Source organism: Brevundimonas sp. EU05-FHT14B07 (assembly GCF_058790795.1).
The window spans coordinates 1-11,960 of sequence record NZ_JBYTCZ010000004.1; the positions used below are offsets into that span (position 1 = coordinate 1).

Genomic DNA, 11,960 nt, shown 5'->3' on the forward strand with positions numbered 1-11,960 from the left:
GCGGGATGGAGCAGCCCGGTAGCTCGTCAGGCTCATAACCTGAAGGTCGTAGGTTCAAATCCTACTCCCGCACCCAACTTCGTAGTATTTTCGCCGTCTTGGTTCACCAGGGCGGCGATTTTGCCTTGTACGGTCAAGCCAAACTTTCCGCGCTCTTCCAACGGCGTGACCACGACGGTTCCAATCAACTTGCGCACCAAGTCCCGTGCTTCAGTCGCTGCCTCGCTGTTGCTGCGAGCCAAGGTGCGCTCCAGCGAGCCCACGACGGTCCGGTAATGCTCGGCCACGCGAGGATGCAGGGCGACGACCGACGCCGCCGGTGCTTGGGCCAGTTCTGATTCAATCTGGCTTCGCCGCGCTTCCAGCGCGTCCAGACGATCCTTGACTGCAGCGCCCGTAAGGACGCCATCGGCGATCTGGTCGACCAAGCGTTCGGCGCGGCGCTTCACCTCTGCAAGCTCACTGTCGAGTTTTGATCGAGCTTGGGTGATCCTACGCGCGTCATTCTCTGCTGCGAGCCTCGCCTCTTCCACGGCGAGCGCCACGCGTTCCGGCGCTAGAAGTCTGTTCTTGATCGCGGCGAGAACGCGCGCCTCGATCTCGGCGCTCTTGATCCCGCGGCCGTTCATGCATGCCGATTTTCCTCGTTCTCGTCGCCATGAGCACATAAAGCGTTGGTCGGCGCCGCTTCGGATCATCGGGCCGCCACAAACTCCGCAAGTCAGTTTTCCGCTCAGTAAGTGCCGGGGCCGAACGGCTACGCGCGGGGAGGGCCCCCGTGACGATAAGGTGTTCTCCGCGTAGCGATGCTGAACTTTCGCCCATAGTTCTTCGGAGATGATTCGAAGATGCGGCACCTCGGTCCGAATAATTTCTTCAGGATCCGCCGTTCGCGCCTGGCGCTTTCCTGTGCGCCTGTCCTTCACCCAGGTTTGACGACCAAAAACCAGGACGCCGCGATACAACTCATTATGGATGACCCCATTGCCGCGCTCGGCATTGCCGTTGATCGTCGACGCGTTCCAGCTTCCGCCTCGCGGGCCGGGTATGCTGCGCCGATTCAAGTCGCTTACGATCGCCCGAGGCGATTGGCCGGCGGCGTAGCGCCGAAAGATCTCTCTGACGACTTCTGCTTCACCAGGATCGATATCGCGAAGGCCCCGGATCGGTTCGCCGATGGCGTCGACTTCTCGCCTAATTTTGTAGCCGTAGACACGGCCCCCAGTATGACGACCGGAGCGGACGACACCTTGAAGGCCGCGCCTTGTCTTTCGGCCTGTCTCGCGCAGTTGGAGGGCGTTCATGGTGCCCATCAGCCCAATCTGAAGCTCAGATATGTCGCCTTCGGAGATCGTGCGGATTTTGACGCCGTGAAACCGCAGATCCTCGAAGAGGGCCGCGACATCGGCTTGGGACCGAGAAAGGCGATCTAACGCTTCACAAAGCACGACGTCGAACTCGCCGTTCTTTGCGCCGTGCATCAGGCTGTGCAATCCGGGCCGGTTTGCTGCGGACCCTCCCGAGATGGCTGCGTCCTCAAACGTCGCGACGATCTTGGTCGCGTCCTTCGCTGCAAAGGATCGGCACGTCGCAAACTGATCCGCGATCGAAGCGACGTTTTGAAGGTCGGTCGAGTAACGGGCATATAGGGCTGCACGCATCAGCTCAGGCTCCGGGCGATGGAAGATCGCAACGGTGCATATCGAGCGTCATACGCGCAAGGATGCGGGCCAAGTCGTCGAGAAGGGACTCGGCGACTGCAACACGGCTGCTCGGCGAAATTCCATCGCACACGCTAATCGCGCGAGCGGTGTTGAGTATGACCTCAGTGGATTCGACTGCACAATCCTGCGAAGGGGGTAAGGCCGTAGCCTCGTCGCAGGATTGGCGATGACTTGTTGCTGGAGCGGTCGGGGTAAACCCCTCCAAACGGATACTGTTGGCTTCTGTTGAAACCTCTGGGGAATAACCCATATCCAAACCTTTCGATTAAAGTAAACGATGGTTTTGGATCGGTCTTACGGCTCGGTCAGAGTGCTAAGGCGTCGGTTAAGGGAGAGTTAACGCGGCGACGTGGGCGGGTTGAACAACTCGGACGGTCCACAGCCGAGGCCGACAGCCAAGGCGTAGACAGCTTTAATACCGACGTTACGTTCGCCGCGCTCAATGCCGCCGATATAGTTTCGGTGGAGCCCGGCTCTGTCGGCCAGTTCCTCTTGGCTTAGGCCAAGCGCAATCCGCCGCGACCTGACGGCGCGGCCAAAACTCACCAGTTCAGCGTCAACTTCCACGCAACCGCACTTGCGGCTGCCGCCCGATCTTCACTACACACTATCAGTGTGATTTGTGCGAGGGGTGTGATGGCTGATTTTGTCGATATTTCCGAGATGAGTTCCGAACTGCAGCTCATGATCGGAACAGGGTCGCATCTGGACCCAGCAGAGCTCGACCCGTTGATCATGCTTGCATCGCTTAGGGTTCTGCAGAACGCCGCCCGGGAAGGCTTAAACGACGACGCACTCACGATCCTTTCGCTAGTGCTGATGGTTTGGGTTAGACAGCTACGGGACAATCCCGACAATGGGGGGTTGGTGAAGACGACCGCCGAGGATCTGGCCGACCTTTCAGGCTGGCGGTTCGAAAGGGTGCTAACATCCCTACAGACGCTGGCGCCGCATATCCTGATCGATGACCTCGCCCTGTTTGCTGAAGGGGATCTAGAGATTGGCTTGGCGCCTCTGCTTCATCATGACGACGCTGGCTGCGGCGATCTATTGGTCCGGTATTGGACGGCTCACTATGTGATGAGAATGGCCCCCAAGCTCGAGGCTGCCGAGGAGGTCGTCGCGGAGGGGTTGGCACGAGCGAACGACCTTGTCGGTTCCGGCGAGCGCGTGGCGAAGCTGAAGGCTCGTTGGGATGCCTATCGAGCCCAGCGAGGAGGCCTCGCTCACTACACGGTGTACGGGGCCGGCGCGGACCTGGCCTCTTTCGTGGATGACGTCTCGACGCTAGAGGGATTGCACGACGCCGTGGTTGGTCTGATCGACCCCGCCAATCATGGGCCGCTGACCTTTGCTCAGGAATGCGGCCTTCTTGCGTGTACCAAGCTTCAGGCTCTCGCGATCAGTGCGGCTGAGCTGCAGCTGAACCCCGTCGAGACGAAGGGCGTTCGACACTGAAAAGCAGGCATTCGGACGTGTGCTCTGGTCGCCGTGCCGCCGCACAGCTTCGGTCACACGACATACTGCCGTGTACGAGAGCCACAGACTTTGTTGGGAGACGCCTGATGATGGACGTTCTTATATTCATGGCCGGTGGGTTCACCGCTGTGTTCATAGCCTGGTTGGTCAAGCCCATTTTTGGAGGGCTCATAGAAGGCATGAATGGCGGGACGAGCCGGCGTAAAAACAAGTCAGAGTAGCAGCTGGCTTCGCGTGTCGGTCGATGTATCGGCCGCGCGTTCCTCCGGCCCGGAGGATGTGCACGCCTTGTCGCGGTAGCCCTGCGCCTACTGGACGAGCGCAGCCGGATCAACGCGAGAAATTTAGGTCAAGATTGCGTGCTTGACTCGTCATGATCGCCGGCTCGGGCCTTTCGATCACACAGCGCTCGCGCCATTTTGGAGATCACCGTCTTGATGGCGAGGACCGCCACAATGGTGAACGAGAACACCAAAGCCATCTGCACAAAGTTCATCTGAAAGGCTTGCAGCTCAGCGTCGCTCACCGTCGTTCTCCTAGCTGGTTGTGCAGCCAAATCTTCCATCTCAAGCGCCATCCTAATCACAGCCTAGGGGGCGATAGCCCGTGCTCTAAACGACGGAACCAGACGACAAAAAACGTCTAACCCCAGTTGGGGGCCATTAGGAATATCATCCTGTGGAGGATGATGCACACATTACGCACACCTGCGGTAGTATTAGGTGATTGTAAAACAACAAGAAAACTCGGGCGCAAAATAGGTTACAGGTGACCCAAGAATCTGTAGGGCTGATTTACCTAGATAAAACAGAAGGTTATATGGGTTGCGCGTAACCCATTTGAAGACACACATCTGTACGTCAGCTCAGCTTCACCCTCATCCTCATCATGGGGGCATGGGTCCTGATCATGAAATGGCGATTTCACGATGGGGATTCTGACCCGTCCTGCGGTCGCTCCTGGCGACTATCGGAAATCGCGCGCCTTCGGCTTGATCGTGTCGAGATGTAGATCGGGAATGTAGATGTCCCGGACCTTGATCGCGCGAGGCGGCGAGTCGCGCGCATCCGGCGACCCGCCGCGATGGAATTCGTCGCCGCGCCCGTGGGGCAGGGGGAAGACCTCGCCCCGGTTGCCGACCGAGGCGAGCAGGGCCGATGCGTCATGAAGTCTGGTCGCGACGATGTGGACGACGTCGCCCTCACGCTGGACCTTGCCGTCGACGACGAGCATGGAGGCCGACAGCACGATGCGGCGCTGCCGTTCGTAGAGGCTCGGCCAGATTACCAGATTGGCCACGCCGGTCTCGTCCTCGATGGTGATAAACATGACCCCCTTGGCGCTGCCGGGCTTCTGACGGACCAGCACGAGGCCTGCCACGCGCGTCAGCCGGCCGTCGCGCATGGCGGTCCCGTCGGCGCAGGTCATGACGTGGCGTGACTGCAGATCGCCGCGCAGGAAGCTCAGCGGATGGTCGCGCAGGGTCAGGCCGATGTGGCTGTAGTCCTCGACCACTTCGCGCCCGGGCGTCATCGGTTTGAGGCCCGGATCGGGCTCCGAGATTTCCGGCGTCTGGTCGTGGGCGTCGGCGGCGGCGAACAGGGGGAGGGGATCGTTTCTTAGCCCCTTGATGGCCCACAGCGCGTCGCGGCGGTCCAGATCCAGATCCGGCCTGAAGGCGTCCGCCTCCGCCAGCCGGACGAGGCTGGCGACCTGGGCGCCGGCGCGTCGCCACAGGTCATCGACCGAGCGGAAGGCGCCGTCCGTCCGCGCCGCCAGGAGGCGGGCGGCGTCGCTGTTCACCAGGCCGCGCACCATGCGAAGGCCGAGGCGGACAGAAAGCCGGCCATCCTCGCCCGCAGTCTCCAAGGTGCAGTCCCAGCGGCTGGCGTTGACGCAGACGGGCCGGATCTCGACGCCGTGCTGCTGGGCGTCACGGACGATCTGCGCCGGCGCATAGAAGCCCATGGGCTGGGCGTTTAGCAGCGCGGCGCAGAAGACATCCGGGTGATGGCATTTAAGCCAGGAGGAGGCGTAGGCGATCAGGGCGAAGGAGGCCGCATGGCTTTCCGGAAAGCCGTAGGAGCCGAACCCTTCCAGCTGGCTGAAGGTCTTCTCGGCGAAGGCGGCGTCATAGCCGCGCTCGACCATGCCGCTGATCAGCTTGTCCTTGAAATGGCTGACCCCGCCGGTGAATTTGAACGTCGCCATGGCGCGGCGGAGCTGATCGGCTTCCGAAGCGGTGAAGCCGGCGCATTCAATCGCGACCCGCATGGCCTGTTCCTGGAACAGGGGCACGCCCAGCGTCTTGCCCAGCACCTTTTCCAGCTCGGGCTTGGGATAGACGACGTCCTCCTTGCCCTCTCTGCGGCGCAGATAGGGATGGACCATGTCGCCCTGGATCGGCCCGGGACGGACGATGGCGACCTCGATGACCAGATCGTAGAAGGTGCGCGGCTTGATCCGCGGGAGCATGGCCATCTGCGCCCGGCTCTCGATCTGGAAGACCCCGAGCGTGTCGGCCTTCCGGATCATCGCATAGGTCCGGGGATCCTCGGCCGGGATGCTGGCGAGGTCGAGCGCAATCCCCTTGTGCTCGGCCAAGAGGTCGAAGCCGCGCTTCATGCAGCTGAGCATGCCGAGCGCCAGCACATCGACCTTCATGAACTTGAGGACGTCGATGTCGTCCTTGTCCCATTCGATGACCTGGCGATCCTTCATCGCCGCCGGCTCGATCGGGACCAGGTCGTCCAGTCGATCCCGGGTCAGGACGAAGCCGCCGGGGTGCTGGCTGAGATGGCGCGGGGCGCCGATCAGCTGGCGCGACAGCTCCAGCGCCAGGCGGAGCCGCCGGTCCTCCAGATTGAGGTTCAGGTCCGCGACATGTTTGTCCTCGACGCCCTCGCTGGAATAGCTCCAGACTTGCGACGACAGCGTCTTGATCAGGTCTTCGCTCAGACCCAGCGCCTTGCCGACGTCGCGCAGGGCGCCGCGCGAGCGATAGCGGGTGACGACGGAGCAGAGGGCGGCGTGGTTGCGGCCGTAGGTCTCGAAGATCCACTGCATGACGACCTCGCGCCGCTCGTGCTCGAAATCGACATCGATGTCCGGGGGCTCACGGCGCTCCTGGCTGACGAAGCGCTCGAACAGCAGATCATTGCGGCCCGGGTCGATCGAGGTGATGCCCAGCACATAGCAGACGGCGGAGTTGGCGGCCGAGCCGCGGCCCTGGCACAGGATGTCCTGGCTGCGGGCGAAGCGCACGATCGAATGGACCGTGAGGAAATAGGGCGCATAGTCCAGCGTGCCGATCAGATCGAGCTCGTGACGCAGGGTCTTGCGCACACTGTCCGGCAGACCCTCCGGATACCGATCCGCCGCTCCGGCCCAGGTCAGCTGTTCGAGGGTCTGCTGCGGCGTCATGCCCGGCGTCGAGACCTCGTCGGGATATTGATAGGCCAGTTCGTCGAGTGAGAAGCGGCACCGGCCGGCGATCTCGACCGAGCGGGCCAGGGCCTCGGGATAGCCCTTGAACAGGCGGTGCATCTCGTGGGGCGGCTTCAGATAGCGATCCGCATGGCGTTCGCGCCGGAAGCCCAGTTCGTCGATGGTGCAGCCGTGCCGGACGCAGGTGACGACGTCCTGCAGCAGTCTCTGGTCGGGATGATGGAAGAGGACGTCATTGGTCACGACGGTCGGCACGCCGGCCTGGACGGCGAGGGTCGACAGGTCGTGCAGCCGCAAGGCATCGCGGGGGCGTCGCCGCAGCGTCAGGGCGAGATAGGCGCCCGCGGGAAAGGTCGCCTTCAGCCGTCGCAGATTGGCGGCGCAGCCCTCGTCCGCCTCGTCCGGTACCAGGATGGCGATAAGGCCCTCCGACCAATCTTTCAGATCCGACCAGTCGAGGTGGCATTTGGCCTTGCCGGCGCGGCGCTTGCCCAGGGAGAGCAGGCGCGTGAGTCGGGAATAGGCCGGCCGATCGGTCGGATAGACGAGCACCCCCGTCCCATCGATCAGATCAAGCCGGCAGCCCACGATCAGCCGTACGCCGGAGGCCTTGGCCGCCTCGTGGGCGCGGACGATTCCGGCCAGCGAGTTGCGATCTACGATGGCGAGGGCCTCAAGCCCGCACAGCCGCGCCTGTTCGAACAGCAGCTCGCAACTGCTGGCGCCGCGCAGGAAGGAGAAGTGCGAAGTGGCTTGGAGCTCGACGTAGGACATAGGGATCAGGCGGCTGTTTGATCTCCCCGACAGCACTCCGGCGAACAGAATGGCAAGCGTCGCCTTGGACAAATGTTTTCTTTTTGTTCTCGTCTTGATATGCAGGCTGCATGTCCGGCGTCGCCACCCGCAAGATCGTCCACGTGGACATGGACGCCTTCTTCGCCTCCGTGGAACAGAGGGATGATCCCGCCCTGCGCGGTCGGCCCGTGGCGGTCGGTCATGCGGCGGCGCGCGGCGTGGTCGCCGCCGCCAGCTATGAGGCGCGGCGGTTCGGGGTGCGTTCGGCCATGCCCTCGACAACCGCCCAGCGGAAGTGTCCAAACCTCGTCTTCGTCCCGCCGCGCTTCGAGGTCTATCGCGCGGCGTCGGCGCAGATCCATGCGATCTTTTCGGACTACACCAATCTGATCGAACCTCTGTCTCTAGACGAGGCCTATCTCGATGTGACGGCCGATCGGCGAGGCCTGGGGACCGCCTCGGCGACGGCGCAGGAAATCCGGCGGCGGATCTTTGAAGAGACCGGCCTGACCGCCTCGGCGGGCGTTTCCTACAACAAGTTTCTGGCCAAGCTGGCGTCGGACCAGAACAAGCCGAACGGCCAGTTCGTCGTGGCGCCCGGGCGCGGCGAGGCCTTCGTGGAAGACTTGCCGGTCCGGCGGTTCTACGGCGTGGGGCCGGTGACCGCCGCCAAGATGGAAGGGCTAGGAATCCGCACCGGCGCGGATCTGCGCCGCCAGTCCCTGGCCTTTCTCCAGCATCATTTTGGCAAGTCCGGGCCCTGGTATTACGCCATCGCGCGCGGGCAGGACGACCGGGCGGTCAATCCGGACCGGACGCGCAAATCGAGCGGGTCGGAAACTACCTTCGCCTCCGACCTGACTGATCCGGACGCGATAGAGGCCGGGGTGGGGGCCATGGCCGACGATGTCTGGGCCTGGTGCGAGCAGACCGGCAGTCGCGGACGGACGGTCACCGTCAAGGTCAAATGGGCGGACTTCCAGCAGTCGACGCGAAGCCGGTCCCAGTCCGAGCCCGTGGCCTCCCGCCAGACCCTGCACGAGGTCAGTCGGGTGCTGGTTCGGTCCCTCTACCCGCTAAGCCGGGGCGTGCGCCTGGTTGGTGTGAGCCTGTCCAATCTGGAGACGACCGGCGCCGCGGTGAACCAACTGGTCCTGGCGTGACCGAACTATCGCAAATCGACCTGTTCGACGATGCACCCGCGCGCACGCCCGTGGTGGCGGGCTTTGACTATTGGGCCGGCGTCCTGTCGGCGCCTGAACAGGCCGCGCTTGTCGCCGCGCTCCAGACTCTGGCGTTCAAACCCTATGAACATCTGGGCTACCTGGGTCATCGCCGGATCGCCGCCTTCGACCGCGGGGGTGATGGCGCGGGTTGGCCGGCGTTTCTCTCGACCTTAATGGCGCGCTTGGCGGGCCGCCTCGATCTGAACGGCGCGGCCTTTGTGCAGGTTCTGGTCAATGAATATGCGCCGGGCGCCGGCATCGGCTGGCATCGCGACCGCCCCGTCTATGGGGAAATCCTGGGCGTGTCCTTACTTGCGCCCTGCGTGATGCGGCTGCGCCGTCGCCAGGGGGCGGGCTTTCTGCGTCGAAAGGCGGCGCTGGCGAGCGGCTCGGTCTATCGCCTGTCAGGAGAGGCGCGCGCTGCCTGGGAGCATTCTATCACACCTATGACAGCCTTGCGCTATTCCATCACCTTCCGGACCCTGACGGCTTGACGATTGTTGGGTCGACTGACGTCCAGCGGTCCGGATCGGCTGGGTCAGGCAAGCTCGATCCAGACCGGCGCGTGGTCGCTCGCGCCCTCGGCGCCGCGCACCGCGCGATCAACGCCGGCGTCGGTCAGCCGTTCGGCCGCGAGACCGTTGAGCAGCACATGGTCGATCCGCAGACCGGCGTCGCGGCACCAGGCCTCGCGGAAATAGGACCAGAAGGTCCAGGGCGGCGGATCGTGCGGGAAACGCTCGCGCAGGGCGTCGGTCCAGCCCTGGTCCAGCAGGCGCTTGAAGGCCGCGCGGCTCTCGGGCTGAAGCAGGGCGTCGGCCTTCCACGAACTGGTGTTGTAGATGTCGGCGTTGGTCGGCACGACATTGTAGTCGCCGGCGAGCACGACCGGCGCTGCAGTGGCGTAGAGGGTCCCCGCATGGGCGATCAGCCGGTCGGCCCAGGCAAGCTTGTAGTCGAACTTGGGCCCGGGCCTGGGATTGCCGTTGGGCAAATAGAGGCAGCCGATCAACACGCCATTGACTGCCGCCTCTATATAACGGGCCTGGGGATCAGTGGCGTTGCCGGGCAGCCGGCGTCGGGTCACGACCGGCTCGCCGATGCGGCTTAGGATTGCGACGCCGTTCCAGCGCTGTTCGCCAACCCAGGCCGCATCGTAGCCGGCCGCCTTGATCTCGGCATTCGGAAATTGGCTGTCGGTCGCCTTCAGCTCCTGAAGGCAGACCTCGTCCGGCTGGGCCTGTTCAAGCCAGGCGAGGAGATTGGGCAGGCGACGATTGACGCGGTTGATGTTGAAGGTGGCCAGCCGCATCCCGTCACGGCGTCCGCAGGGCCGCCAGGGCGGATCGCACATGGGGTGCAAGGGTGTCGGCCATCTTGCCCACGCCGGCGGCGTTGGGATGGATCCGGTCCGGCAAGACATAGGCCGGCTGCAACGCTACACCCTCCATCAGGAAGGGCATCAGGGGCACGCTCGCTGCGCGAGCGACCTCGGGGTAGACCGCGTCGAACGTGCAGGCGTAGGCGCCAAACCAGGGCGGCGCCCGCATGCCGCTCAGCAAAACGGGGATGTTGCGCTGTTGGAGTTTGTCGATGATCGACAGAAGATTATCCCTGACGTAATCGGCCGGGACCAACTGCATCATGTCGTTGGCGCCCAAGGCGACGACGCAAAGATTCGTTTGCGCCGGCACGTCCCGATCGAGCCGTCGCAAGCCATCCCTTGTCGTATCGCCGGACACGCCCGCGCCGATGACGCGAACCGGAGGCGTTCCGCTCGCCAATCGCGCCGCCAGTTGGCGCGGCAAGCTTTCGGCCGGCCTGAGGCCATAGCCGGCGGTGAGCGAGTCGCCGAGAAGCGTTACGACCTGCTCAGCGTCGATCACGAAAATGCTCTTCCGTCGCGGGATGATGAGGTGGGCAGGCCGAGACCGGATTCTAAGCGATCGGCGAGCAGCGGGTGTAGCGTCATGGCCTACCCAAAGGCTCGCTGAACCCGTCCTGTTCCTGCCAGGCCTCGTGAAACAATCACGGACTTCGCTATGGTGCGATCGGATGTCTGGCTGTCCATCGTGTCATGGCGGTAGGGCTCGAACGACGGCCGTCGATCAGCCGTGCGGCTTCAGCACCACCTTCGTCCATTCGTTCGGATTGTCGTGGAAGTTCTTGTAAGCCTCTGGCGCCTGCTCAAGCGGCAGGCGATGGCTGATCAGATCCGTCGTGTCGATCTTGCCGTCCATGACCAGCTCAAGGAGCTGCGGCAGGTATTTCTGCACATGGGTCTGGCCGGTCTTGATCGTCAGACCCTTCTGCATGAGGGCGCCGATCGGCAGCTTGTCGCCAATCCCGCCATACACGCCGGGGATTGAAACGCGTCCTCCCTTGCGACACGCCATGATCGTCTCGCGCAGGACATGTTGGCGATCCGTTCCCAGCTTCGTTTCTTGCTTCACCGCATCGATGATGTTGTCGGGCGAAAAGCCATGCGCCTCCATGCCGACGGCGTCGATGCAGGCATCCGGCCCGATGCCGGCGGTCATCTCCATCAGGGCTTCGCGAACCTTGACCTCATGATAGTTGAGGACTTCCGCGCCATTCGCCTTGGCGAGCTCCAGTCGGCGTGGATGATGATCGATGGCGATGATGCGGCCGGCGCCCATCAATCTGGCGCTCTTGATGGCGAACAGACCGACGGGCCCGCAGCCCCAGATCGCCACCGTGTCGCCGGGCTCGATCTCCGCGTTTTCGGCCGCCATCCAACCCGTGGGGAAGATGTCGGACAGGAACAGGACCCGCTCATCCTCGATCCCGTCCGGCACCACGATCGGGCCGACGTCGGAATAGGGGACGCGGACATATTCCGCCTGGCCGCCCGCATAGCCGCCGGTCAGATGCGAATAGCCGAACAGCCCGGCAGCCGGGTAACCGTAGGCGATCTCGGATGCGTCGGACTTGTCGGCGGGATTGGAGTTGTCGCAGGCCGAGAACTGCTGCTTGCCGCAATGGAAGCAGGAGCCGCAGGCGATCACGAAGGGGACGACGACCTTTTGGCCGACCTGAAGGCTCGTGTTGCCACGGCCGATCTCGACGACCTCACCCATGAACTCGTGGCCGAGGATGTCGCCATTGGACATGCCGGGGATCACGCTATCGTAGAGGTGCAGGTCTGATCCGCAGATGGCGGTCGCCGTAATCTTGATGATCGCATCGCGGGGATTGACGATCTGGGGATCGGGGACCGTGTCCACCTGAACGTTGTGTTTGCCGTGCCAAGTCAGGGCGCGCATGG

Annotated in this window: 10 protein-coding genes; 3 read left to right on the forward strand and 7 right to left on the reverse strand. The window is 63.4% G+C overall.

Annotated features, from left to right (window positions below; all coding sequences use genetic code 11):
* Positions 1-32: 32 nt before the first annotated feature.
* Together AC3WRC_RS10370 and AC3WRC_RS10375 are read right to left on the reverse strand one after the other, a co-directional pair.
* A complete protein-coding gene (locus AC3WRC_RS10370; protein ID WP_492303800.1) occupies positions 33-1,661 on the reverse strand; it encodes a recombinase family protein in 1,629 nt (542 codons plus the stop codon).
* Positions 1,662-2,060: 399 nt separating this feature from the next.
* Positions 2,061-2,291 (reverse strand): helix-turn-helix domain-containing protein, encoded by a 231-nt coding sequence (locus AC3WRC_RS10375; RefSeq protein WP_091752261.1) that lies wholly within the window; start codon positions 2,289-2,291, stop codon positions 2,061-2,063.
* Positions 2,292-2,360: 69 nt separating this feature from the next.
* Between AC3WRC_RS10375 and AC3WRC_RS10380 the strand changes: the two genes are divergently transcribed.
* Positions 2,361-3,182, forward strand: a complete 822-nt coding sequence (locus AC3WRC_RS10380; RefSeq protein ID WP_492303801.1) for a hypothetical protein — start codon at positions 2,361-2,363, stop codon at positions 3,180-3,182.
* A gap of 370 nt (positions 3,183-3,552) precedes the next feature.
* Here AC3WRC_RS10380 and AC3WRC_RS10385 read toward each other — a convergent pair whose 3' ends face one another.
* Both AC3WRC_RS10385 and AC3WRC_RS10390 read right to left on the reverse strand, forming a co-directional pair.
* A complete protein-coding gene (locus tag AC3WRC_RS10385) occupies positions 3,553-3,729 on the reverse strand; it encodes a hypothetical protein (protein ID WP_271041601.1) in 177 nt (58 codons plus the stop codon).
* A 440-nt stretch (positions 3,730-4,169) separates the two neighbouring features.
* Positions 4,170-7,424 carry an error-prone DNA polymerase gene (locus AC3WRC_RS10390; protein ID WP_492303802.1) on the reverse strand — a complete coding sequence of 1,085 codons (3,255 nt, stop codon included), beginning with the start codon at positions 7,422-7,424 and terminating at the stop codon, positions 4,170-4,172.
* A 110-nt stretch (positions 7,425-7,534) separates the two neighbouring features.
* Here AC3WRC_RS10390 and dinB point away from each other — a divergent pair, with 110 nt between their 5' ends.
* Both dinB and AC3WRC_RS10400 read left to right on the forward strand, forming a co-directional pair.
* On the forward strand, positions 7,535-8,608 hold the full coding sequence (dinB, locus tag AC3WRC_RS10395) for a DNA polymerase IV (protein WP_091752250.1): 1,074 nt from the start codon (positions 7,535-7,537) through the stop codon (positions 8,606-8,608).
* Positions 8,605-9,165 (forward strand): alpha-ketoglutarate-dependent dioxygenase AlkB, encoded by a 561-nt coding sequence (locus tag AC3WRC_RS10400; protein ID WP_492303803.1) that lies wholly within the window; start codon positions 8,605-8,607, stop codon positions 9,163-9,165. Before dinB ends, AC3WRC_RS10400 begins: the two co-directional genes overlap by 4 nt.
* A gap of 44 nt (positions 9,166-9,209) precedes the next feature.
* Here AC3WRC_RS10400 and AC3WRC_RS10405 read toward each other — a convergent pair whose 3' ends face one another.
* From AC3WRC_RS10405 to AC3WRC_RS10415, 3 genes are all read right to left on the reverse strand, one after another.
* On the reverse strand, positions 9,210-9,983 hold the full coding sequence (locus AC3WRC_RS10405) for an exodeoxyribonuclease III (RefSeq protein ID WP_492303804.1): 774 nt from the start codon (positions 9,981-9,983) through the stop codon (positions 9,210-9,212).
* Positions 9,984-9,987: 4 nt separating this feature from the next.
* Positions 9,988-10,557 carry an arylesterase gene (locus AC3WRC_RS10410; protein ID WP_492303805.1) on the reverse strand — a complete coding sequence of 190 codons (570 nt, stop codon included), beginning with the start codon at positions 10,555-10,557 and terminating at the stop codon, positions 9,988-9,990.
* A gap of 222 nt (positions 10,558-10,779) precedes the next feature.
* On the reverse strand, positions 10,780-11,958 hold the full coding sequence (locus AC3WRC_RS10415) for a zinc-dependent alcohol dehydrogenase (RefSeq protein WP_137722467.1): 1,179 nt from the start codon (positions 11,956-11,958) through the stop codon (positions 10,780-10,782).
* Positions 11,959-11,960: the final 2 nt, after the last annotated feature.